The sequence below is a fragment of the Streptomyces sp. NBC_00078 genome (assembly GCF_026343335.1).
In the GTDB taxonomy this organism is placed as follows: Bacteria; Actinomycetota; Actinomycetes; order Streptomycetales; family Streptomycetaceae; genus Streptomyces.
In genome coordinates this window covers 1,495,276-1,517,662 of the sequence record NZ_JAPELX010000001.1, presented here as the reverse complement: position 1 = coordinate 1,517,662, position 22,387 = coordinate 1,495,276, and the positions used below count along the sequence as shown (strand labels likewise).

The window sequence follows — 22,387 nt, the reverse complement described above, 5'->3', positions numbered from 1 at the left end:
CGAGCTGTAGCGCGAGCCCCGGCGGGCAACGTTTGCCCGTAAGGAGCGGCGTCCGGTGCGTGCTCCGAGGGTCCCCCGGCCCGAGGCTGGGAAGCGCCGGGTGCGGGCCCTTGTACTGACCTGCACCTTAAGGAGGACCGGAGCTACGCCCGCAGGCGCGCAACGAATCGCCGCCGGACCGATGGCGTACGCAACGATCCGCGCACCGGCGCGCAACGGCTCCGCCTTGTCCGCCCGAGCCCCCCGCCCGTACCGTCTATCTGGCCCCCAAACCCATACGTACCGCTGAGGAACACGCATGCGCACCGCCCTGCTCCAGAGCTCCGGCCGCCCCGGCTCGGTCGCCGAGAACCTCAAGGTCCTCGACGCGGCCGCGGGCCGTGCCGCCGCCGCGGGCGCCGTGCTGCTGGCCGCACCGGAGATGTTCCTCACCGGGTACGCGATCGGCGACGACATCGGCCGCCTCGCCGAACCCGCGGACGGCGACTCCGCGGACACGATCGCCGACATCGCCTCCCGGCACGGGCTCGCGATCGCCTACGGCTACCCCGAGCGTGACGGCGACACCGTCTTCAACTCCGCCCAGCTGATCTCCGCCGGCGGCGACCGCCTCGCGAACTACCGCAAGACCCACCTCTTCGGCGGCTTCGAGCGCGACCACTTCACGCCGGGGGAGCAGCCGGTCGTCCAGGCCGAGCTGAACGGCCTCCGCGTCGGCCTCATGATCTGCTACGACGTCGAGTTCCCGGAGAACGTCCGCGCCCACGCCCTCACCGGCACCGACCTGCTCGTCGTGCCGACCGCGCAGATGCACCCGTTCCAGTTCGTCGCCGAGTCGATGATCCCGGTGCGCGCCTTCGAGAACCAGATGTACGTCGCATACGTCAACAGGGTCGGACAGGAAGGGGAGTTCGACTTCGTCGGCCTCTCCGCGCTGGCCGGCCCCGACGGGGTCGCCCGCGCCCGCGCCGGACGCGGCGAGCAACTCGTGCTCGCCGACGCCGACCCCGCCTTCCTCGCCGCATCCCGCGAGGCGAACCCGTACCTGAAGGACCGCCGCCCCGGTCTCTACGGGTCCCTGGTCTGAACCCGGCCGAAAAACAGCCTTCCGCCAGCAGCTTCAGCAGCTTTCCCGCAAGGAGTCCGCACCCCATGACGTCCACCGTGCCCAACGCCGTCGAGCACGCAGACGAGCACCAGCGGCCGATCACCATGTTCGGCCCGGACTTCCCGTACGCCTACGACGACTTCCTCGCCCACCCTGCGGGCCTCGGCCAGATACCGGCGACCGAGCACGGCGCCGAGGTCGCGGTCATCGGCGGCGGGCTGTCCGGCATCGTGGCGGCCTACGAGCTGATGAAGATGGGCCTGAAGCCGGTCGTGTACGAGGCCGACCGGATCGGCGGACGACTGCGCACCGTCGGCTTCGACGGCCCGGGCACCGAGGACCTCACCGCCGAGATGGGCGCGATGCGCTTCCCGCCCTCCTCGACGGCGCTCCAGCACTACATCGACCTGGTGGGACTCGAGACCCGGCCATTCCCCAACCCCCTTGCGGAGGCGACCCCTTCGACGGTCGTCGACCTCAAGGGCGAGTCGCACTACGCCGAGACGGTCGACGACCTGCCGCAGGTGTACCGGGACGTCGCCCACGCCTGGAACACCTGCCTGGAAGAGGGCGCCGACTTCTCCGACATGAACCGCGCCCTGCGCGAGCGGGACGTGCCGCGCATCCGTGAGATCTGGTCGAGGCTCGTCGAGAAGCTGGACAACCAGACCTTCTACGGCTTCCTCTGCGACTCCGAGGCCTTCAGGTCCTTCCGCCACCGCGAGATCTTCGGTCAGGTCGGCTTCGGGACGGGCGGCTGGGACACCGACTTCCCGAACTCCATCCTGGAGATCCTGCGGGTCGTCTACACCGAGGCCGACGACCACCACCGCGGCATCGTCGGCGGCTCCCAGCAGCTGCCGCTCCGGCTCTGGGAACGTGAGCCGGAGAAGATCGTGCACTGGCCGTACGGGACCTCCCTCAAGGCCCTGCACGTGACCGGCGAGCCCCGCCCCGCCGTGACCCGGCTGCACCGCACCGCCGGCAACCGGATCACCGTGACGGACGCGAACGGCGACATCCGCACCTACCGGGCCGCCGTCTTCACCGCCCAGTCCTGGATGCTCCTGTCGAAGATCGCCTGCGACGACTCGCTCTTCCCGATCGACCACTGGACGGCGATCGAGCGCACCCACTACATGGAGTCCAGCAAGCTCTTCGTGCCCGTCGACCGGCCGTTCTGGCTGGACAAGGACGAGGTCACCGGCCGTGACGTCATGTCGATGACGCTCACCGACCGTATGACGCGCGGCACTTACCTCCTGGACGACGGTCCGGACAAGCCGGCCGTCATCTGCCTCTCGTACACCTGGTGCGACGACAGCCTGAAGTGGCTGCCGCTGTCCGCGAACGAGCGGATGGAGGTCATGCTGAAGTCGCTCGGCGAGATCTACCCGAACGTCGACATCCGCAAGCACGTCATCGGCAACCCGGTGACCGTGTCCTGGGAGAACGAGCCCTACTTCATGGGCGCGTTCAAGGCCAACCTGCCGGGCCACTACCGCTACCAGCGGCGCCTGTTCACGCACTTCATGCAGGACCGGCTGCCCGAGGACAAGCGGGGCATCTTCCTTGCCGGCGACGACATCTCCTGGACGGCAGGCTGGGCCGAGGGCGCGATCCAGACCGCGCTGAACGCGGTCTGGGGCGTCATGCACCAATTCGGAGGTGGGACGGACACGACCAACCCGGGCCCGGGCGACGTGTACGACGAGATCGCGCCGGTCGAGCTGCCGGAGGACTGACCAGTGCCCGGGCGGGCGACGTTTGCCCGTAAGGAGCGGCGTCCGGTGCGTGCTCTGGGGGGTCCCTCCCGGCCGGAAGCTGGGGGAGTGCCGGGGGCGGGCCCGCGTACTGGACGTACTTGGGTCCGTGCCCGGTGCGGCGCGTGGGGGCACCTTCCACGCCCTTGAGGCAGTGGGGGAGCATGCCGGGCGTCGCGACGGGGCGAACGTTGCCTGTCGGGCTAGACGCCGGCCGCGCGAGCCTTCTCGTACACCTCCGCGGCGACGTCCTTGAGTTCCTGGACGTCGCGCAGGTGGCCCTGGAGTCCGAAGAAGAACTCGTCGAGGCCGATCTCGGCGTGGGCGGCCAGGTCCTCGACGATCTGGTCGTCGCTGCCCTGGAACGCCGCCCGGTCCGCGGCGTCGTACGCCTTGGCGGTGTACTGCGCGTTCACCCGGACCGCCGAGCGGATCGGTCGTGCGCGGCCGCGAGATCCTGCAACTGCCGCCACTGGTCGGCAAGTTGTCCGGCTCCCATGGCGATGGGCATCCAGCCGTCGGCCCGGTCGACGAGCCTGATCATCGCCTTCCTGCTGTGCGAGCGCAGCAGGATGGGGATCGGGCGGGCGGGCTTGGGCCCGATCGCGGACGAGGCGATCCGGGTGTGGCGGCCCTCGTAACGCACCGGGTCCGGGCCCCACACGGCACGGCAGACGTCGATGATCTCGTCCAGGACACGGCCGCGTTCCTCGAAGGGGGCCACGCCCGCGGCCGCGTACTCGTCGAGCGACCAGCCCGTGCCGAAGCCCGCCACGACCCGGCCACCGCTCGCCGCGTCCAAGGTGCCCAGCGTCCTGGCCAGTTGGAACGGGCCGTGCAGCGGAGCGACCAGGACGCTGGTGCCCAACTCGGCGCGCTCGGTCGCCGCGGCGGCCGGCGTCAGCGTCACCAGGGGCTCCGGGGACGCCGCGGTACTGGTCGGGCCAGGGGACCCCGTCCATGCCGCCCATGCCCTGGGGCGCGGGATCCGGGAAGAGGGCGCGTTCGTAGACCCAGAGACTGTCGTAGCCGATCCGCTCCGCGGTGCGGGCGACGTCCGGCACGTCCCGTCCGATGTCGTAGTGCCGTGCTTGGGGAAGACTCAGGCCCAGCGAATGGGCATGCGTACGCTCCTGTGCGCCGTTCTGCCTCAAGTGGCACCTCGACCAACGTAACGCGACCGGATCAGTCCGGCAGCGGCGTGAGCAGCATCCGCCCCGCGAAGCCCACCGCCGCGTCCAGACGCTCGGTGAACTCCTCGGCCACGTCGGGCATTCGGCGCAGCGCCCACAGGGCACGCGCCGCCGACCAGGTCGCGTCCCGGGCCCGTTCCAGGCTGAAGGCCCCGAGCAGGTGGGTGAGCGGATCGGCGATCTGGAGGAGGTCGGGGCCCGGCATCAGATCTTCGCGGATGCGCTCCTCCAGCGAGACGAGGAGGTCACCCACGCGATCGAACTCGTCTTCCAGGTCGGCCGGTTCGCAGTTCAACGTACGACAGCTGTCCACCACGGCGAGCGCCAGGTCGTGGCCGATGTGCGCATTGATGCCCGCCAGCGCGAACTGCAGCGGTCGTACGCCGGGATGGCGGCGGAACTGGAACAGGGGCCGCCAGCAGGCCGGTGGGCGCCGTTCGTCGGCCACTGCGTCGACGGCGGCGAGATAGCGCTCCGCGAACCGCACGTCCAGCGTGATCGCGGCCCGGGCGTCCGGGAACCCACTGCCGGCGATACGGCGGTCGACCGCCTCGGTGACGGCGAGGTAGACGCGGTTGAAGACCGCGACGCCGTCCCGCTCGGGCAGCATCGCGTCGAGGGCGCGCATACGGGAGACGACTGCGTCTACAGAAGTGGTGAACTGTTCCAATTGCCCCATGGGGGAAGGGTCTCAGTCATAGGCTGACGGCGGTGTCGGCGGGTCCGGCGCTTCCCCAGAACGGGGGAACGCATCCACCGTCGCGAGAGGGGGACCAGCACTGTGTCAGGCCTTCGTGCCCAGCTTCTGGCCGCACGCAGGGCCGAGCGCAGGCGCGCCGCCCGCCGTGGCGCCATGGTCGCGGCGGCCTCCGTGGTCGTCGCCGTCGGCACCGTGACCGGCATGATGACCGCGCTCGACGACGGCCGGGGCACCGACGAGGCGAAGCCCGAGGTGACCAGCTCGCCGCAGCTGAACCAACTGCCGGTGGTGCCGTCCCCGTCGGCGACCCACCCGTCCTCCTCCGCCTCGGCGAAGAGGAAGAGCCCCGCCCCCTCCCCGAGCCGGACGGAGGAGAAGCGGCAGGCCGCCCCGGCGTCCGCGAGTCTGTACCGCCACCCCGGTTCCCAGGTGCTCGACTGGGTCCGCTCCCACCCGGGCGACCCGCGCACGCCGGTCATAGAGTCCCGCATCGCCGACCAGCCGGCCGCGGTGTGGTTCGCCGACTTCACCCCGTCGACCATCACCTCCCGGGTCCGCGCCGTCACGTCGGCGGCCGGGGCGCAGGGCCGGGTGCCGGTCGTGGTGGCGTACGCGATACCGGGCCGCGACTGCGGCGGTGCCTCCGAGGGCGGGGCGCCCGACCTCGCCGCGTACGACGGATGGGTCGACAGGTTCGCGGCGGGGCTGGGGTCCGGCGAGGTCGTCGTCATCCTGGAGCCCGACTCCATAGCTCAGGCCGACTGTCTGTCCGAGGGCGGGCGCGCGGACCGGTTCGCCTCGTTGGCCCGTGCCGGCCGGGTCCTCAAGGCCGCCGACCCGAAGGTGCGGGTGTACTACGACGCCGGCCACTCCGGCTGGAACGCGGCCGCGACGCAGGCGAGTCTGCTGAAGCAGGCGGGCGCGGCTTCGGCAGCGTCCTCCGACGGGATCTTCAGCAACGTCTCCAACTTCCACACCACGTCCGACGAGATCGCCTACGACCGGCGGGTCCTCGCCGACCTCGGCGGCCCCGCGAGCCTGGGCGCCGTCATCGACACCAGCCGCAACGGCAACGGTGCCCCGGCCGACGGCGACTGGTGCGACCCGTCGGGCCGCAAGATCGGCCGGGCGCCCTCACTCAGCACCGGCGAGGCCGGGATCGACGCCTATCTGTGGGTGAAGCTGCCGGGGGAGTCGGACGGCTGCAAGGGCTCGCCCGGGACGTTCACCCCTTCGTACGCCTACGAGTTGGCCTCGTCGTAGGGCGCGGGGGTCCGCCCGGCACCGTGCAGTGGCCAGCGCACGCCGAGGTCCATGGTGAGGTTTCGCTTTCTCTGTACGTGAAGACCGTCCGGACCATTGTCACGGGTACCAGGGGGTCCTACGCTCGCACGGTCCTGCTCATGAACTGTGTTCACGTATCTGATCGATCGTTCGACTGATCGGAGTGCTTGATGAGTGGAAGATCCCGTGCTGCCGTCCTGCTGGCCGCAGTCGTGACGCTCGGAGCCGTCCTCGTCCCCTCCGCGCAGGCGGCTCCCAGGGCGCCCGACACCGCAGTTCTCGACGGCGCCCGGCTGCAGCAGACGAAGCTCCGCCTGGACCGAGGTGATCCCCAACTGCACCGAGCCCTGCGGAACTTGACGACCCGCGCGGACAACTGGCTGGACCAGGGCCCCTGGACGGTCGTCGACAAGCCGAAGCCGGCACCCGGCGGCGACGTCCACGACTACCTGAGCCAGGCCCCGTACTGGTGGCCCAGCACGGCCCCGACGGCCGACAACCCCTGGGGCTGCCCGTACGTCCAGCGGGACGGGCAACGCAACCCCGAGGTCGACTCCGGCACCGACCGCCAGGATGTCGAGAAGGTCTTCGACTCGACGTACGACCTGTCCCTGGCCTGGTACTACACGGGCAGGCGGACGTACGCTGAGAAGGCGGCGCAGGTGCTGCGCACCTGGTTCCTCGCCCCGGCCACCCGGATGAATCCGAACCTGAACCATGCGCAGTTCATCCCCTGCAAGTACGACGGCCGGGCCATCGGCATCATCGACTTCTCGCAGTCGTACACCAGCGTCGTCGACGCCCTCGCGATCCTCGGCACGGGCGCCCCCGGCTGGACGAAGGCCGACCGGAAGGGGATGACCCGGTGGAACTCCGACTTCCTCGGCTGGCTGAAGAACAGCGGCTTCGGCAGGGAGGAGGGCGCGGCGGCCAACAACCACGGCACGTTCTACGACATGCAACTCGCCGCCCTCGCCTACGCGACCGGCGACCGGGCGCTGGCCCGGCGGACCGTGCTCGACGCGCGCGCCAAGCGCATCGACCCGCAGATAGCCGGCGACGGCAGTCAGCCGCAGGAGCTCGCCCGCACGCGCAGCTGGCACTACTCGACCTTCGACCTGGTCGCGTACACCCGGCTCGCGGCGATCGGCCGGCACGTCGGCGTCAATCTGTGGTCGTATCAAGGGCCGGACGGACAGGGGCTGTTGAAGGCGGTGGACTATCTGCTGCCGGCCGCGACCGGGGCCTCCCCATGGCCGCACCCGGAGCTGGAGTTCCACCGCTATGCGGCGAGCGATGTCGTCCAGGCGGCGGCGGACGCGGGGGACAGGGCGGCGCAGAAGGCAGTGCCGAAGCTGGAGACGCCGCCCGGCGGTGACCTCTGGGCGCTGCGTCCGGCGGCCGGGCAACTGGACTCGATAGCGGGCTGATCAGGACCTTTCCGACCGGACTCCTGAGCGTCCGGGGGCGTGGAATGCCCCCGCCGCGGCCCCCCGTCGCTTCGTCTCGGCGTTCAGGAGTCCGCCCCTTCGTCCCAGCGCTCGGGAGCCCTGCTTGTGACCGCCGAAGCCCTCGGGCTGCCCGCCGTTGCCCACGGCATCCGCGTCCTGGTCCGATGGACCCGGACGCGATACGCCCCGCGCCGTGGAGCGAGCGGCTCAGGGACGTGGGTCGGGGACTGCCGCGCTCGGAGGGCCGACCTTCGGGCGGTTGCGCTCGCCGGCGCGGAGCACGCCCGCGAAGAGCGCGAGCCCGCACGCAAGAGCGGTCACCAGTCCGAAGGACACGACCAGACTCGTCGCCTGAGCCACCCCGCCGATCAGGCTCGGGGCGATCAGACCGGACGTATACGTGATGGTCGCGACACCCGCGATGGCCTGACTCGGGTTCGGGCCGCTGTGACCCGCCGCCGCGAAGCACAGCGGCACAACGACCGCGATACCGAGGCCCATCAGTGCGAAACCGCCCATGGCCACCGCCGGATCGCCCGCCACGACCACGAGCAGTCCGCCGAGCACCGCCACGGCACCGCCGGCCCTGACGGTGCGGACCGCACCGAACCGGTTGACCACCACATCGCCCACGAGCCGCGCGATCGCCATCGTGAGCATGAAGCCGGTCGTGCACGCGGCGGCAAGGCCCGCCGACGTGTCCAGCTGGTCGCGCAGATAGACCGCCGACCAGTCGAGGCTGGCGCCCTCCGCGAACACCGCACAGAAGCCGACGGTCCCGATGAGCAGCGCGGACCGGGGCGGCAGCGCGAACCTCGGCGGAGGGTCCTCGTCCTCGGCGGGCCGCAGGTCTGGCACCCAGCGGCAGGCCACTGTCCCGAGCAGGGTGAGGGTGGCCGCCGCCAGCGCGAAGTGCAGGCGGGCGTCCGAACCGAGGTGCGCGGCCAGCGTGCCCGCCGCGGAGCCGATGAGGGCGCCCGCGCTCCACATGCCGTGCAGGCTCGACATGATCGACCTGCCGAGCATTCGCTCCACCTCGACGCCCAGTGCGTTCATCGCGACGTCCGCCATGCCCGCGCTCGCGCCGTACGCGAACATCGCCAGGCACAGGGCCAGCATGTTCGGCGCGAGCGACGGCAGGACCAGGGCCATCGTCCACAGGACGATGAGGCCGCGCAGAGCCCTGCGACTGCCGAAGCGGTGACTGATCCGGCCGGCCAGCGGCATGGAGCAGGAGGCGCCGAACGCCGTGAAGGCGAGGGCGAAGCCGAGCTGTCCCGCACTCAGCGAGGCATGGTCCTGGACCCATGGCACACGGGTCGCGAACGAGCCGGTGACGGCGCCGTGCACGGCGAACACGGCGGCCACGGCGTACCGTGCCCGCCTCACCTCGCGCAGGTCGCAGACCACGTCGCTCATTCTCGGCCCTCCCGGTTCCTGCGCTTCCCCACTGGCATCGCGTAAACTATCAGGAACCCTGCCTGATAGATAGGGGATTACTGGCCGCGCGGTGCGGAGCCGGGGCCACCGGTCATGTCCTGCGCGTCCCTGCCGATCTGGGAGGATCCCGGCATGCCCGCATCCCCGAGCACCGCCCGGGCCATCAACGACCGGCTCGCCCTGCGTCTGCTGCAGCAGGAGGGCCCGTTGACGGCAGGGCAGTTGAAGCAGCTGACCGGTTTGTCCCGGCCGACGGTCGCCGATCTCGTGGAGCGGCTCACCGCGTCCGCTCTGATCACCGTGGTCGGTGAGGCGGGGGAGCAGCGGCGCGGGCCGAACGCGAAGCTGTACGGCATCGTCGCCGACCGCGCGCATCTCGCCGCCCTCGACGTCCGGACCGAAGGCGTCTCCGTGATCGTCTCCGACCTGCTCGGCCGGGTGCTCGCCGAAGCGTCCGTGCCGATCGTCGACGACACCGGGACAGGTCCCGCGGTCGAGCAGGCGGTCACGATGGTCGAACGTGTGGCGAAGGAAGCCGGCGCCGACCGCCTGCACACCGTCGGGATCGGCGCGCCCGGCCTGATCGACCCGGCCACCGAGGAACTCCGCGACTCCTCGGGCCTGCCCGAGTGGCACCGCCGCCTGGTCGCCGCCCTCCAGGAACGCCTGCCCGAAGCCCGCGTCAGCGTCGACAACGAGACCAATCTCGCCGCCGTCGCCGAGCAGCGCGAAGGAGCCGCGCGCGACCGCGACACCTTTGTCCTCCTCTGGCTCGGCCACGGCACCGGCGCCGCCGTGGTCCTGGACGGCGCACTGCGCCGCGGCGCCTCCGGCGGGACCGGCGAAATCGGCTTCCTGCCCGTGCCGGGAACGACCGCACTGCCTTCGGCGACGGACTGCGAGGGGGGATTCCACTCCTTTGCGGGGTCGGCGGCGATCGTGGAGCTGGCGAGAGGGTACGGGGTGACGGTGGAGGGGGCGGCGCGTGAGCCGGCGGCCGCTGGGGTGGTGCGGGCGGCGGTGGCGCGGGCGGGCGGGGAGGCGGGAGCAGCGCCGACGCGAGCCGGCATCGCCGCTGCGGATGCCGGGCCGGCCGCCCGTTTCCTCGACGCCCTCGCCGACCGCCTTGCCGTCGGTGTCGCTTCCGTGGTGGCGATTCTCGACCCCGGATGCCTCGTGCTGGGCGGCGAGGTCGGCCAGGCCGGCGGGGACGAACTCGCCGGCCGCGTGTCCGAACGGGTCCGGCGCATGTCACCGCTGCCCACCGAGGTCAGGGCGAGCGCCCTCGGTGGGGGTGCCGTACTTCGCGGAGCACTGCTCACCGCACGGGACGGAGCTCAGGACGACCTGTTCGCACCTCCCGAACGGTAACCCCCGCATGCAGAGGGCGCTTTGCGTCTCCAGAGCGGTGACCTGCTTGCTCCCGGAGGGGTGGTTCCTCTGCCGGAACGTGTCCGGCACCAGCACGATCCCAAGCCCGAGCAGGGCCTGCGTACTCCCGAGCGGCACCTGCGTATGGCGAGCAGCCCCGGGAAGCCCGTACTCCAAAAGGACTAGACCAAAGGGTCCAGCAGGTCAGGGGAGTTGAGAAGTCCAGCGGCGCATCCTGTGAGCAGGCCCACACCGTTCGCCTGTATGGACCTCGATCAGGCGTGGCAGACTGGCCCTGTACCAGAAGCAGCGCACTCCGGGGTCGGTGAAAGTCCGAACCGGCGGTTACAGTCCGCGACCCGGTCGCTTCCAGCGGCCGGTTGACCAGGTGAAATTCCTGGACCGACGGTTAAAGTCCGGATGGGAGGCAGTGCGCGGCGGGCGGGCATTCGTGCGCGCCGCCGTATCGGTCCGTCCTTCGGGACGGTTGCGTCCGGCGTCGCCCCCGGTGTTCTCGCTCGTACATTCTGTCGTCATCGACAGCCCCGGAGTCCGTGCCCGAAGAGGCAGGAGGACCCGGGAAGTGTTCACCGGAATCGTCGAAGAGCTGGGCGAGATCACCGCCGTCGAGAACCTCGGCGATGCGTGTCGCTTCCGTCTGCGCGGCCCCGTCGTCACCGAGGGTGCCAAGCACGGAGACTCCATCGCGGTGAACGGCGTCTGCCTCACCGTCGTCGACCACGAAGGCGACGAGTTCACCGCCGACGTCATGGCGGAGACCCTCGACCGATCCAGCCTCGGCGCCCTCGCCGTCGGCTCCCGCGTCAACCTCGAACGCCCGATGGCCGTGGGCGCGCGCCTCGGCGGCCACATCGTCCAGGGCCATGTCGACGGCACGGGCAAGGTCCTGGAGCGCAAGCCCTCCGAGCACTGGGAGATCGTGAAGGTCTCGCTGCCCGCGGACCTGACCCGCTACGTCGTCGAGAAGGGCTCCATCACGGTCGACGGCATCAGCCTCACCGTGGTCGACGCGGGCCCCGACCACTTCACGGTCAGCCTGATCCCCACCACCCTCGCCCTGACCACGCTCGGCCGCAAGCAGCCCGGCGACCCGGTCAACCTCGAGGTCGACATCGTCGCCAAGTACGTCGAGCGGCTGCTCGCCAACAGCCAGGGGGCGGCCCGGTGAACTGGCTGAACTCGGAGGCCTTCACCCTCCTCGACCAGCACATCATCTGGTCGGACATGATCGGCAACATCCTCGGCCTGATCACCCTGGCCCTCGGCTGGCGGCGCTCGCTGATGACCTGGCCGGTGCAGTTCCTCTCCGGCCTGGTCCTCTTCATCGCCTTCTACGGCCACCTCGCCGGCAGCGCCGGCAAGCAGGTCGTCGTCATGGTCGTCGCCCTGTACGGCTGGTGGCAGTGGAACCGCGACAAGGGCCGGTCCGCCGACGGTCACATCACCCCGCGGTTCGCCACCTGGCGCGAGCGCGGCGCGATGGTCGCCGCCGCCGCCGTCGGCACGGTCGCGGTCGCCCTGCTCTTCAAGGCCTACCCGTCCCTGTCCTGGGACCCCTGGCCGGACGCCTACATCTTCGTCGGCACCATCGTCGCCATGTACGCCCAGGCCCGCGGCATGGTCGAGTTCTGGATCGCCTGGCTCCTGGTCGACGTGGTCGGCGTCCCCCTCAACTTCGCCAACGGCTACGCCTTCTCCGGCTTCGTCTACGTCATCTACGGCGCGCTCGTCCTGTGGGGCATGCGCGACTGGTGGCTGCGCTCCCGTGACAGCGCGCGGCCCGTCCTGGAAGGAGCGCCGGCATGACATCGGCACCGATTCTCTACACCGCAGACGGCATCGAGGACTGGTCGCTCGACCCGATCGAGCAGGCCATCACCGACATCGCCGCCGGCCGCCCGATCGTGGTCGTCGACGACGAGGACCGTGAGAACGAGGGCGACCTGGTCGTCGCCGCCGAGAAGGTCACCCCCGAGATCGTCGCCTTCATGATGAGCGAGTGCCGCGGCCTGATCTGCGCCCCCATGGAGGGCGAGGAGCTGGACCGGCTCGAACTCCCGCAGATGGTCGCGGACAACACCGAGTCGATGAAGACGGCGTTCACCGTCTCCGTGGACGCCTCCGCCGCGCACGGCGTCACCACCGGCATCTCGGCCGCCGACCGCGCGACCACGCTCCAGCTGCTGGCGAGCGGCGACGCCGAGGCGGGTGACTTCGTGCGCCCCGGCCACATCTTCCCGCTGCGCGCCAGGCCCGGCGGTGTCCTGACCCGCGACGGCCACACCGAGGCCGCCGTCGACCTCGCCCGCCTCGCGGGGCTGCGGCCGGCCGGCGCGATCGTCGAGATCGCCGGCGAGGACGGCCGGATGCTGCGCCTGCCCGAGCTGATCCCGTTCGCCCGCAAGCACGGCCTGACGATCATCTCCATCGAGGACCTGATCGCCTACCGCCGCACCTCCGAGCCCACCGTCCGCCGCGAGGCCGAGACCCAACTGCCCACTGTCTACGGCGAGTTCACGGCCTACGGCTACCGCTCCACCGTCGACGGCGTCGAGCACGTCGCCCTCGTGCACGGCGAGCTCGGCGACGGCGAGGACGTCCTGGTCCGCGTCCACTCCGAGTGCCTGACCGGCGACATCTTCGCCTCCCTGCGCTGCGACTGCGGCCCCCAGCTGGAAGCCTCCCTGGAGCGCATCCAGGCCGAGCGAAGGGGAGTGGTCGTCTATCTGCGCGGCCACGAGGGGCGCGGCATCGGCCTGCTGTCCAAGCTGCGCGCCTACGAGCTCCAGGAGCGCGGCCGTGACACCCTCGACGCCAACCTCGAACTCGGCCTGCCCGCCGACGCCCGGGACTACGGCGCCGGCGCGCAGATCCTGGAGGACCTCGGCGTCCACAGCCTGCGCCTGATGACCAACAACCCCGCCAAGACCGACGCGCTCGTCCGCCACGGACTCAAGGTCACCGGCCGCGAGCCGATGCCCGTACAGGCGGGCGAGCACAACCTCCGCTACCTGCGCACCAAGCGGGACCGGATGGGACACGACCTGCCCTGGCTGGACACGGCCCCCGTGTCCACCTGCAGCACCCAGTAAAACGACCGTCAGACGTCACGAGGAGACAAGAGAACGTGAGCGGCAAGGGCGCACCGGAACTGTCCGTACGCAACGTGGGTGACCTGCGGGTCGCCGTCATCGCTGCGCAGTGGCACGAAAAGGTGATGGACGGCCTGGTGGACGGCGCCCTGCGCGCCCTGCACGACCTGGGGATCGACGAGCCGACCCTGCTGCGGGTCCCCGGCAGCTGGGAACTCCCGGTCGTCGCCAAGGTCCTCGCGGGCCGCGGCTACGACGCGATCGTCGCCCTCGGCGTCGTGATCCGGGGCGGCACCCCCCACTTCGAGTACGTGTGCCAGGGCGTGACCCAGGGCCTCACCCAGGTCTCCGTCGACACCGGCGTCCCCGTCGGCTTCGGCCTGCTGACCTGCGACACCGAGGAGCAGGCCCTGGACCGGGCCGGAATCGAGGGCTCGAACGAGGACAAGGGGCACGAGGCGGTGACGGCGGCGGTGGCGACCGCGGCCACCCTCCGCTCAGTATCCGAACCATGGCGCTAGGCCGGTCGGCACACCGCGTAAAGTGGGCGCCACCATGTCCAATAAGACGTTCGAGGAGCTGTTCACCGAGCTCCAGCAGAAGGCCGCCCACGGCGACCCCGCCACTTCCCGCACCGCAGAACTGGTCGGCAAGGGCGTCCATGCCATCGGCAAGAAGGTCGTCGAAGAGGCCGCCGAGGTCTGGATGGCCGCCGAGTACGAGGGCAAGGAAGCGGCCGCCGAGGAGATCTCGCAGCTGCTCTACCACGTACAGGTGATGATGGTCGCCCGCGGGATCTCCCTGGACGACGTCTACGCCCACCTCTGAGCCGCACGCTCCCCATCCCGTACGAACGAACGAAGGAAGCCGACCTCATGCTGCGCATCGCCGTCCCCAACAAGGGTTCCCTGTCAGGCCCTGCGGCGGAGATGCTGCATGAGGCCGGCTACCAGCAGCGCCGTGAGTCCAAGGAGCTGCGGATCGTCGACCCGACCAACGAGGTCGAGTTCTTCTACCTCCGCCCCCGCGACATCGCGATCTACGTCTCCTCCGGCCGCCTCGACATCGGCATCACCGGCCGCGACCTGCTGGTCGACTCGGACGCCAATGCCGAGGAGATCCTCCCGCTGGGCTTCGCCCGCTCCACCTTCCGCTTCGCGTCCAAGCCGGGCACCGCGAACGGCATCGAGGACCTGACGGGCAAGACGGTCGCCACCTCCTACGAGGGCATCGTCGCCAAGCACCTCGCCGACAGCGGTGTCGACGCCTCCGTCGTCCACCTGGACGGAGCGGTCGAGACCGCCATCGAGCTGGGCGTCGCCGAGGTCATCGCCGATGTCGTCGAGACCGGCACCAGCCTGCGCAACGCGGGCCTGGAGGTCTTCGGCGAACCGATCATGAAGTCCGAGGCCGTCGTCATCCGCCGCACCGGCGCCGACGGTGAGGAGGCTGCCGAGCCAAAGGTTCAGCAGTTCCTGCGCCGTTTGCAGGGCGTCCTGGTGGCGCGGACGTACGTGATGATGGACTACGACTGCCGCGTCGAGCAGCTGGAGAAGGCCGTCGCGCTGACCCCGGGCCTCGAGTCGCCGACCGTCTCCCCGCTGCACAACGAGGGCTGGGTCGCCGTCCGTGCGATGGTCCCGGCCAAGGAAGCCCAGCGGATCATGGACGACCTGTACGACATCGGCGCGCGGGCCATCCTGACCACGGCCATCCACGCCTGCCGTCTCTGACGGACGGCGACCCGAGAGACACCGGAAGATGTCCGATCTGCCTACCCTCCCCGTCACGTTCCGGCCGGGCCGCACCCGGGCCGTCCTGCTCACGAGCGGCGCCGCGATCTTCGTGGTGATCACGACCGTCGCGTTGCTCCTGGAGCAGCTCAGCCCCGGCGAGAAGCTCAGTTTCGTCTTCACGGGGGCGATCCTGTTCGGGGTGCTGGCCCTGCTCGCCCGGGTGAGGGTCGTCGCCGACGAGAGAGGCGTCACCGTCGTCAACATCGCCACCAGGCGGCACCTGGAGTGGGCCGAGATCCTCCATGTGAACCTGCGCCCCGGCGACCCCTGGGTGTTCCTCGACCTCAGCGACGGCACCAGCCTGCCCGCGCTCGGCATCCAGCCGGGCATCGCCAAGGAGCGTGCCATCGCCGACGCCCGCGCCCTGCGTGCCCTCGCCGAGTCCCGTTCGACGAGGGATCTGCCGTAGAGACCCATGTCTTGATTAATCTGTTGGCGGAGGCGTTTTCGTTGCACCTCCGCCGCTGATGCTCCCGCCGGTCTCCGCCGGTCCTCAGAGGCTCCCTGCTACCCGAGGAGTGACTCCCTCCAGCGATGGACGGATCGTCCTGTAGTACCTGCGCCGCCACCTCACGACCCATCGAGGCGGCGGCATCATGACCACCCCCCTGCTGCTCCTGGGAGCGGCCCTCCTGCTGATCCTGGCCAACGGCTTCTTCGTGGCCGCCGAGTTCGGCCTGGTCACGGTCGAGTCGACGGACGCCGAGAAGGCCGCAGCCGAAGGCGACAAACGGGCCCTCAGGGTCGCCCAGTCGCTCAGGGAGCTGTCCTTCCAGCTCTCCGGCACCCAGCTCGGCATCACCATCACCTCCCTCGTCGTCGGCATGCTCGCCGAGCCCGCGCTCGCGCAGCTGCTGCACGGCCCGTTCAGCGCGATCGGCATCCCCGAGGGCGCCGTCTCCGGTGTCGCGGTGATCGTCGGCATGCTGCTGGCCTCCGCCGTGCAGATGGTCATCGGCGAACTCGTGCCCAAGAACTGGGCGGTGTCCAAGCCGATGCAGGTCGCGCGCTTCGTCGCCGGCCCGCAGCACGGGTTCGCCCGGCTGTTCCGACCGGTCATCGCCGCGTTGAATGCGGTCGCCAACCGCCTGGTCCGCGCCCTGGGCGTGGAGCCCGCCGAGGGGCTGGCCTCCGCCCGCACCCCCGGCGAACTCGTCTCGCTGGCCCGGCACTCCGCGCAGGCCGGCGCCCTGGAACAGGACACGGCCGACCTCTTCGTACGAACGCTGTCGCTCGCAGAGCTGACCGCGCAGCACGTCATGACCCCGCGCGTGAAGGTGAGTGCGCTGCAGTCGACGGCCACCGCCGAGGACGTGGTCAACCTCACCCGCGCCACCGGCCTGTCCCGCTTCCCGGTCTACAAGGAGCGGATCGACGAAATCGTCGGCATGGTCCACCTCAAGGACGCGCTGGCCGTCCCGGTCCACGACCGCCTGCGCACCCCTGTGGGCCGTATCGCCCGCCCGGCGCTGCTGGTCCCCGAGACCCTGCCGGTCCAGCCCCTCCTCGCCCAGCTGCGCAGCGAGCAGCCCATCGCGGTCGTCGTCGACGAGTACGGCGGCACGGCGGGCGTGGTGACCCTGGAGGACATCGTCGAGGAGATCGTCGGCGAGGTCCGCGACGAGCACGACGGGCAGGACGTGCCCGAACTCGCCGCGGCCCCGCCGGAGGACGGCAGGCCCTCCTGGGACGCCGACGGCAGCTGCCGCGTCGACATCCTGCAGCGCATAGGCCTCGACGTGCCCGAGGGGCCGTACGAGACCGTCGCCGGGCTGGTCGCCGACCGGCTCGGCCGGATCCCGGCCGTCGGCGACAGGGCGGAGCTGCCCGGCTGGCGGCTGACCGTGCGCCGCGTGGGGCACTACCGCGCCGAGCGGGTCCGCCTGGTGCGGACCGGACCGGTCGTGGAGGTCACCCGGTGAGCGTGATCCAACTCCTGTTCGCCGGGCTGCTCGTCCTCGCCAACGGCTTCTTCGTCGGCGCCGAGTTCGCTCTCGTGTCGGTCCGCCGCAGCCAGATCGAACCGCTCGGCACCGCTCGGGCCCGCCAGGTCCTCTACGGCCTGGAGCGGCTGCCGCAGATGATGGCCGCGGCCCAGTTCGGCATCACCGTCTGCTCGCTGACCCTGGGCGCGGTCGCCGAACCGACCGTCGCGCATCTGCTGGAACCGGTCTTCGCATGGGTCCACCTCCCGGACGGGATGATCCACCCGCTGGGATACGTCATCGCGCTCGCCGTCGTCGTCTTCTTCCATCTCGTCATCGGCGAGATGGTCCCGAAGAACCTCGCGATGGCGGCACCGGAGAAGGCCGCCGTGTGGCTCGCGCCGGGCCTGGTCGCCTTCGCGCGCCTCTGCAAGCCGATCACCATCGCCCTCGGCGCCTGCGCCCAGGGCATCCTGCGGCTCTTCCGGGTCGAGCCGAAGGACGAGGTCGAGGCGGTCTTCACCAGCGAACAGCTCAACCGCCTGGTGGAGGACGCCGGCCAGGCGGGCCTGCTCGACCCCGAGGAGCAGGAACGTCTGGAGGACGCGCTGGAACTGGGCTCCCGCCCGGTGACGGACGTGCTCCTGGGGCGGGAGTCCCTGGTGACGGTTCCGCCGTCGGTGACACCGGGCCGGATCGTCGAGCTCACCGCCCGCACCGGTTACTCCCGCTTCCCGATCGCCGCGGAGAACGGCGCCTTCATGGGCTATCTGCACGTGAAGGACGTACTGGACCTGGAGGACTCGGACCGGGCGGTGCCGCAGCAGCTGTGGCGCCCCATGACGACGCTGCGCTCCGAACTCCCCCTGGACGACGCCCTGACGGTCATGCGCCGCGCCGCCACGCACCTGGCCCAGGTGGCCGACGCGTCGGGCAAGGTGCTCGGCCTGGTCGCCCTGGAGGACGTACTGGAGCTCCTGGTCGGTGAGGTCACCGACCACGCCCACCGGGAAGTGCCGGAGGTGAAGGTGACCGAGCCGCGGGTAAGCGGCGCGCCGGAAGGGGCGTTGACAGGCTGACGAACGGGCCGTGGCCCGTGGGTCCGTCACATCGGGGACGGATCCTGCGGGCCGCGCCCCGACAGCACCTCGCCGTAGGCCTGCATCAGGTCGGGCAGCCGCAGCGTCGACAAGTCGTCCCGGGACAGCAGTCCCGGATACGTCGACAACCGCAGATCCCGGTAGGCGCAGCTCTTCTCGTACAGAGTCCGCAGGAACCGGCCGTTGCCGAGCTCGTCGATCCATGCCTGGTCCACCACGTGCCCGGCGATCGAGCGCAGCTCGTCCAGGGCCTCCTCGTCCCACACGTCGCCGTTCTCGGTGGCCAGCACCTCGCCGATCGAGGTGAGTTCGAGGGGCCGGTACGACGGGAAGTCGACGCGGGTCGTGAAGCGGGAGGAAAGGCCGGGATTGGCGGCCAGCAGACGGTCCATGCCCTCCGGGTAGCCGGCCAGGATGACGACCAGGTGGTCGCGGTTGTCCTCGGCCCGCTTCAGCAGCACCTGCAGCGCCTCGTCGCCGTACGCGTCGCCCTTGCCGTAGCCGGAGTTGGAGAGCGAGTACGCCTCGTCGACGAAGAGCACACCGCCGATCGCGGAGTCGATCAGTTCGTTGGCCTTCACGGCTGTCTGGCCCAGGTACTCGCCCACCAGGTCGGCCCGTTGGGCCTCCACGAGGTGGTCGCCGCCGAGCAGTCCGAGGGCGTAGAAGACACGGCCCAGGATGCGGGCCACCGTGGTCTTGCCGGTGCCCGAGGGGCCGGAGAAGACGAAGTGCCGCTTGGGCGGCTGCACCGGCAGGCCCTGGCCCGTGCGCAGCCGTGCCATGTTCAACTGCGCAGACAGTGCCTTGACCTGGCGTTTCACCGGCTCCAGGCCCACCATGCGCTCCAGCTCGGCGAGCGCCGCTTCGAGCAGCTCGGGGTCGGTGGGGCCGGCGGGCAGCGGAGAGCCGGCAGGGCCGACGGTCTTGTGGCGCACCGCGGGGTCGATCGCCGACGGCAGCGGGCCCACCGGAGGCAGGTCGGAATCGGAGATCCTCAGGTCCCGGCCCTCGGCGCCGAACAGCGGGTCCAGGGTGTCGGGGCCCTCCAGCGCGTCCTGGCCACCGGAGAGAGTGATCGCCGCGAGGTCGGTGGCCTCGTCGTACCCGTCGCTCTCGGCGATCGCCGCGAGCCGGGCGGAGGTGTCCATGAAGGCGGGGTCGACGCGGTGCACTGCTCGGTACAGAGGGAGAGCGGCGGCCGAGCGGCCGGTGCCCTCGTGGGCCCGCGCGAGCCAGTAACGCAGCTCCTTGCGCTGCGGCTGCTCGCTGCGGCAGCGCATCAGGGCTGTGGACAGAAGGGGTTCGGCCTGCCCGTACGTCTCCAGGCGGACCCGCGCCATGCCGCCGAACAGGCCCGCCTCGATGCCGAGCAGGGCGTCGTCGATCAGGGGGTCGGTGTGGCGGACGAGCTGGTCCCAGTCCTTGACGAGATAGGCGCGGCAGGCGTGCAGAAAGCGGACCTGGGGGTCGGTGTCCACGGGCGGCAGGCCCGCGAGCGCCCGGTCCAACTCGGGGACATGGCGGCCGTCCAGCCAGTGCGAGGCGTGCGCGAGCAGCAGATCGCGCGGGCTCTCCAGCACGGGCTGCACCCACCAGCCCAGCCAGTACCAGGAGTTGAGGGCCCGGCGGTGCCGGGCGCGCTGTTCCCCGAAGCGGTCCCGGTGCCGGAACATCCGTAACAGTGCGGTCGTCGTGTCGACGCGCAGCGCGTGCAGTCCGAGCCAGCCGTCGGCCATCCCGGGATCCATCCGGACCGCGGCCCGGAACTCCTCCTCGGCCTGCGGATAGGCGCCCATCGTGTAGGCATCCACACCCCGCAGCCAGGCGAGGTCGGCCGGTGCCTCGGGGCCCTGCAAGCCGAAATCCATCACGTCCCCCACAAACCGTGCCCCCGTCGGTTGACCGCCGGACCGTCGCCGTCGGCCTCCTAGATCGAACCGCCGTACCGCGGACCGGAGTTGCGGTGCGCGCAGCCGTCCGAAGGTCGCACCGAGGGCATCGTACCTGCGCCGGTGTCACCCGCCGAAGGGTGCCGCACAGGCCGTTTGACGAGGTGGGAGCGGACGGGGCGCACTTCGGACGGTGACCGTGGGTGAGCAAAACCCGCCGCGAGGCGTCCGGAAAAGTGGGGTGTGGGCAGAACGAAGCCCCCGATCACGGGGGAACAACCGGGGGCTTCGCGACTGCGGGCGGCTTCGAACGGCCGCACATTCAGAACGTAAGTCCTGTACGGCCCGTCGGTCAAGCCGAGTTGAGGCACTCCGGGAAGTTCTCCGGAGGCGGTCTTCACAAGTTCAGCACACTGCCGCTGGTCCGTCACCGTGCGTGATTTTCTGGTCCGGTCCAACCGTCGTCGCGGGCCCCGGCAGCACCTCGTACCCCTTCTCCGACTGCCGCACCAGAAGGTCGGCGAACGGTCGCGAGGGATCCGCGGCGAAGTGCCGTCGTTCCGCCCTGACCCACCCGGCCCAGAAGTCCCTCTGCTCCTCCCCGTCCCGCTGCTGTCCCCGCGCCCAGGACTCCTCGTGCGGCAGCTCCATCCACAGGAGGGCCGCAAGATGCGGGCGCAGTGCGCGGCGGCCGGCGCCGACGCCCTCGACGAGGACCACCGGTGCGGGCGGCAGTGCGCGGGGCGGTCCGAAGCGGCGGGTGTGCCAGTCGTAGGCGGAGTAGTGGGCACTCTCGCCGCGGCCCAGCGGTTCGATCACCTCGGTCAGCAGCCGCCCGCTCCACTCGAACAACTCGTCGTGGCTGGCGATGTCGTCGAGGTGCAGCACGGGCGCCCCGTCCAGTGCCCGGGCCAACTGCCCGGCGAACGTGGACTTTCCGGAGCCGGCGTGTCCGTCGACGCCGATCAGGCGGACCGGGCCGCAGGACGGCGGCAGGCGACGGAGCCGGGAGGCGAGGTTTCGAATGGTCGTTTCCTTGTGCGGCGCGGGCGGGCATATTCGGCGGGAACATTCTAGTGGTGGGTGAAATCGGAGTGTATGGGGGGCGTCTGCGGGCCCCCTGAAAATGGTGTCGCATTGAACTAGTCGTCGGCCGGCCGCGAGCCGGTGTTATTCCCGCGCCGGAACCTCGACACGCCTTATCGAAAACGGCGTTCCGGTTGCGCTCCTCGCTGAGTAAGGTGCCAGGTGCACAAGTGTGCGACGTCGTACGGGGAGACAGGAGCAGATGGCCGCAGGGTTATTCGAAGGGCAGTATGTTTGGCATCCGGCGGCCGACGACCGCTTGCTCGCGAGCGTATGCGTCGACATCCGCGCGGGCCGCTATCGCAGCGCACACGAAGCTCTCACCGAAACCCGCGACGACTTCGGGCTGCGCGCCCACCGCTCGCTGGTCCTCGCCTCGGAGGCCGCCGACTCCGATCTCGCCGAGCGCTGGCTGGCCGAGGAGCCGACGCCTGAGGCCGCGCTGTTGTGGGCGCGGGTGGCGGTGCTGCGGGCGCTGGCCGCGGCCGACGCGCACGACGAGCGGGCGAAGGCCCTGGAGCGGATCGCGCTCGCGGCCTGCGACCGGGCGGCCGCCGCGAACCCGGCCGATCCCACGCCCTGGGCGGCCCGGCTGGCCATGGCAAGGCTGCACCGGCTGAACGAACCCGCCCCGCGGGGGCTGCTCACCGCACCGCCCGGGCCCTGGCGCCTGTTCGCACACGTGCTCTCCCTCGACCCGTGGCACCGCGAGGCCCATCACCGCTTCCTGGCCTGCTTCTTCACCCGCCACGGCGGCTCCGTGAACGCCGCCTGGGACGTCGCCGCCTTCCTCGGCCAGCGTGCACCCGCCGACTCCCCGCTACGACTGCTGCCGCTCGTCTCCCTCGTCGAGAGCTACAACCCGACCCAGCTGCTCGCCGACCGCGTCTGGGAGGAGCCGCAGTGGCGCTCCACCGCCCTCGCGATCTACCAGAACTGGCTGCCCACGGTGGCGGGCCACCGCTTCACGCCGGTGCTCGACCTGGCCTATCTCGCACACGCCCTGGTCATGGGCAAGCGCGAGTTCGAGGCACGGGCGGTCTTCGCGGCGATGGGACCGTACGCCTCGCGCATGCCCTGGTCGGCCTTCGGGGAGCCGGCCGACCAGCTGTCCCGGGCCCGTCGCGCCTGCGGTCTCCCTGTCCCCCCATAGAGAGAAAGACCC

19 protein-coding genes, 1 pseudogene and 1 riboswitch are annotated in these 22,387 nt (G+C 70.9%); of the genes and pseudogenes, 15 read left to right on the top strand and 5 right to left on the bottom strand.

Annotated features, from left to right (window positions below; translation table 11 throughout):
• Positions 1 to 298 precede the first annotated feature (298 nt).
• A complete protein-coding gene (locus tag OOK07_RS07010; protein ID WP_266677935.1) occupies positions 299 to 1,087 on the top strand; it encodes a carbon-nitrogen hydrolase family protein in 789 nt (262 codons plus the stop codon).
• Positions 1,088 to 1,152: 65 nt separating this feature from the next.
• Complete coding sequence (locus OOK07_RS07005) at positions 1,153 to 2,853, top strand: flavin monoamine oxidase family protein (protein ID WP_266795552.1); 1,701 nt, start codon at positions 1,153 to 1,155, stop codon at positions 2,851 to 2,853.
• A gap of 221 nt (positions 2,854 to 3,074) precedes the next feature.
• Here the strand turns inward: OOK07_RS07005 and OOK07_RS07000 are convergent.
• Together OOK07_RS07000 and OOK07_RS06995 are read right to left on the bottom strand one after the other, a co-directional pair.
• A pseudogene (locus OOK07_RS07000) lies at positions 3,075 to 3,983 on the bottom strand (LLM class F420-dependent oxidoreductase).
• A 73-nt stretch (positions 3,984 to 4,056) separates the two neighbouring features.
• Positions 4,057 to 4,743 carry a DUF5995 family protein gene (locus tag OOK07_RS06995; RefSeq protein WP_266795550.1) on the bottom strand — a complete coding sequence of 229 codons (687 nt, stop codon included), beginning with the start codon at positions 4,741 to 4,743 and terminating at the stop codon, positions 4,057 to 4,059.
• Between the two features lie 174 nt (positions 4,744 to 4,917).
• On the opposite strand from OOK07_RS06995, the gene OOK07_RS06990 reads away from it, so the two are divergent.
• Both OOK07_RS06990 and OOK07_RS06985 read left to right on the top strand, forming a co-directional pair.
• Positions 4,918 to 6,027, top strand: coding sequence for a glycoside hydrolase family 6 protein (locus OOK07_RS06990; protein WP_266801909.1), 1,110 nt, complete (start codon positions 4,918 to 4,920; stop codon positions 6,025 to 6,027).
• Positions 6,028 to 6,218: 191 nt separating this feature from the next.
• Complete coding sequence (locus OOK07_RS06985) at positions 6,219 to 7,478, top strand: alginate lyase family protein (protein ID WP_266795549.1); 1,260 nt, start codon at positions 6,219 to 6,221, stop codon at positions 7,476 to 7,478.
• 228 nt (positions 7,479 to 7,706) lie between these two features.
• Here OOK07_RS06985 and OOK07_RS06980 read toward each other — a convergent pair whose 3' ends face one another.
• Entirely contained in the window at positions 7,707 to 8,918 is a 1,212-nt protein-coding gene (locus tag OOK07_RS06980) for an MFS transporter (RefSeq protein WP_266795547.1), read from the bottom strand.
• A 153-nt stretch (positions 8,919 to 9,071) separates the two neighbouring features.
• On the opposite strand from OOK07_RS06980, the gene OOK07_RS06975 reads away from it, so the two are divergent.
• The 10 genes from OOK07_RS06975 to OOK07_RS06930 all read left to right on the top strand — a co-directional run bounded on the left by OOK07_RS06975 (position 9,072) and on the right by OOK07_RS06930 (position 18,223).
• Entirely contained in the window at positions 9,072 to 10,310 is a 1,239-nt protein-coding gene (locus OOK07_RS06975) for an ROK family transcriptional regulator (protein WP_266795546.1), read from the top strand.
• A 307-nt stretch (positions 10,311 to 10,617) separates the two neighbouring features.
• Positions 10,618 to 10,748: riboswitch (FMN riboswitch) on the top strand.
• Between the two features lie 145 nt (positions 10,749 to 10,893).
• On the top strand, positions 10,894 to 11,499 hold the full coding sequence (locus OOK07_RS06970) for a riboflavin synthase (RefSeq protein ID WP_266677924.1): 606 nt from the start codon (positions 10,894 to 10,896) through the stop codon (positions 11,497 to 11,499).
• Entirely contained in the window at positions 11,496 to 12,137 is a 642-nt protein-coding gene (gene pnuC / locus OOK07_RS06965) for a nicotinamide riboside transporter PnuC (RefSeq protein ID WP_266677922.1), read from the top strand. The genes OOK07_RS06970 and pnuC overlap by 4 nt, the downstream gene beginning before the upstream one ends.
• Positions 12,134 to 13,423, top strand: coding sequence for a bifunctional 3,4-dihydroxy-2-butanone-4-phosphate synthase/GTP cyclohydrolase II (locus OOK07_RS06960; protein WP_266795545.1), 1,290 nt, complete (start codon positions 12,134 to 12,136; stop codon positions 13,421 to 13,423). The genes pnuC and OOK07_RS06960 overlap by 4 nt, the downstream gene beginning before the upstream one ends.
• A 35-nt stretch (positions 13,424 to 13,458) precedes the next feature.
• Complete coding sequence (gene ribH / locus OOK07_RS06955) at positions 13,459 to 13,944, top strand: 6,7-dimethyl-8-ribityllumazine synthase (protein WP_266677919.1); 486 nt, start codon at positions 13,459 to 13,461, stop codon at positions 13,942 to 13,944.
• Between the two features lie 34 nt (positions 13,945 to 13,978).
• Complete coding sequence (locus OOK07_RS06950; protein WP_266530748.1) at positions 13,979 to 14,251, top strand: phosphoribosyl-ATP diphosphatase; 273 nt, start codon at positions 13,979 to 13,981, stop codon at positions 14,249 to 14,251.
• A gap of 47 nt (positions 14,252 to 14,298) precedes the next feature.
• Entirely contained in the window at positions 14,299 to 15,156 is an 858-nt protein-coding gene (hisG, locus tag OOK07_RS06945) for an ATP phosphoribosyltransferase (RefSeq protein ID WP_266677918.1), read from the top strand.
• A 28-nt stretch (positions 15,157 to 15,184) separates the two neighbouring features.
• On the top strand, positions 15,185 to 15,628 hold the full coding sequence (locus tag OOK07_RS06940) for a PH domain-containing protein (RefSeq protein ID WP_266677917.1): 444 nt from the start codon (positions 15,185 to 15,187) through the stop codon (positions 15,626 to 15,628).
• A gap of 187 nt (positions 15,629 to 15,815) precedes the next feature.
• Positions 15,816 to 17,141 (top strand): hemolysin family protein, encoded by a 1,326-nt coding sequence (locus OOK07_RS06935; protein ID WP_266677916.1) that lies wholly within the window; start codon positions 15,816 to 15,818, stop codon positions 17,139 to 17,141.
• Complete coding sequence (locus OOK07_RS06930; RefSeq protein ID WP_266677915.1) at positions 17,138 to 18,223, top strand: hemolysin family protein; 1,086 nt, start codon at positions 17,138 to 17,140, stop codon at positions 18,221 to 18,223. The genes OOK07_RS06935 and OOK07_RS06930 overlap by 4 nt, the downstream gene beginning before the upstream one ends.
• A gap of 26 nt (positions 18,224 to 18,249) precedes the next feature.
• Here the strand turns inward: OOK07_RS06930 and OOK07_RS06925 are convergent, their stop codons facing one another.
• Both OOK07_RS06925 and OOK07_RS06920 read right to left on the bottom strand, forming a co-directional pair.
• Entirely contained in the window at positions 18,250 to 20,115 is a 1,866-nt protein-coding gene (locus tag OOK07_RS06925; RefSeq protein ID WP_266795541.1) for an AAA family ATPase, read from the bottom strand.
• A 426-nt stretch (positions 20,116 to 20,541) separates the two neighbouring features.
• A complete protein-coding gene (locus OOK07_RS06920) occupies positions 20,542 to 21,162 on the bottom strand; it encodes a uridine kinase family protein (RefSeq protein ID WP_266801908.1) in 621 nt (206 codons plus the stop codon).
• A 262-nt stretch (positions 21,163 to 21,424) separates the two neighbouring features.
• On the opposite strand from OOK07_RS06920, the gene OOK07_RS06915 reads away from it, so the two are divergent.
• On the top strand, positions 21,425 to 22,375 hold the full coding sequence (locus tag OOK07_RS06915; protein WP_266677913.1) for a hypothetical protein: 951 nt from the start codon (positions 21,425 to 21,427) through the stop codon (positions 22,373 to 22,375).
• Positions 22,376 to 22,387 lie beyond the last annotated feature (12 nt).

Coding starts and splice junctions, on each gene's coding strand:
- OOK07_RS07010 (WP_266677935.1), top strand. CDS start 299: ATGCGCACCGCCCTGCTCCAGAGCTCCGGCCGCCCCGGCTCGGTCGCC.
- OOK07_RS07005 (WP_266795552.1), top strand. CDS start 1,153: ATGACGTCCACCGTGCCCAACGCCGTCGAGCACGCAGACGAGCACCAG.
- OOK07_RS06995 (WP_266795550.1), bottom strand. CDS start 4,743: ATGGGGCAATTGGAACAGTTCACCACTTCTGTAGACGCAGTCGTCTCC.
- OOK07_RS06990 (WP_266801909.1), top strand. CDS start 4,918: ATGGTCGCGGCGGCCTCCGTGGTCGTCGCCGTCGGCACCGTGACCGGC.
- OOK07_RS06985 (WP_266795549.1), top strand. CDS start 6,219: ATGAGTGGAAGATCCCGTGCTGCCGTCCTGCTGGCCGCAGTCGTGACG.
- OOK07_RS06980 (WP_266795547.1), bottom strand. CDS start 8,918: ATGAGCGACGTGGTCTGCGACCTGCGCGAGGTGAGGCGGGCACGGTAC.
- OOK07_RS06975 (WP_266795546.1), top strand. CDS start 9,072: ATGCCCGCATCCCCGAGCACCGCCCGGGCCATCAACGACCGGCTCGCC.
- OOK07_RS06960 (WP_266795545.1), top strand. CDS start 12,134: ATGACATCGGCACCGATTCTCTACACCGCAGACGGCATCGAGGACTGG.
- OOK07_RS06950 (WP_266530748.1), top strand. CDS start 13,979: ATGTCCAATAAGACGTTCGAGGAGCTGTTCACCGAGCTCCAGCAGAAG.
- hisG (WP_266677918.1), top strand. CDS start 14,299: ATGCTGCGCATCGCCGTCCCCAACAAGGGTTCCCTGTCAGGCCCTGCG.
- OOK07_RS06940 (WP_266677917.1), top strand. CDS start 15,185: ATGTCCGATCTGCCTACCCTCCCCGTCACGTTCCGGCCGGGCCGCACC.
- OOK07_RS06935 (WP_266677916.1), top strand. CDS start 15,816: ATGACCACCCCCCTGCTGCTCCTGGGAGCGGCCCTCCTGCTGATCCTG.
- OOK07_RS06925 (WP_266795541.1), bottom strand. CDS start 20,115: ATGGATTTCGGCTTGCAGGGCCCCGAGGCACCGGCCGACCTCGCCTGG.
- OOK07_RS06915 (WP_266677913.1), top strand. CDS start 21,425: ATGGCCGCAGGGTTATTCGAAGGGCAGTATGTTTGGCATCCGGCGGCC.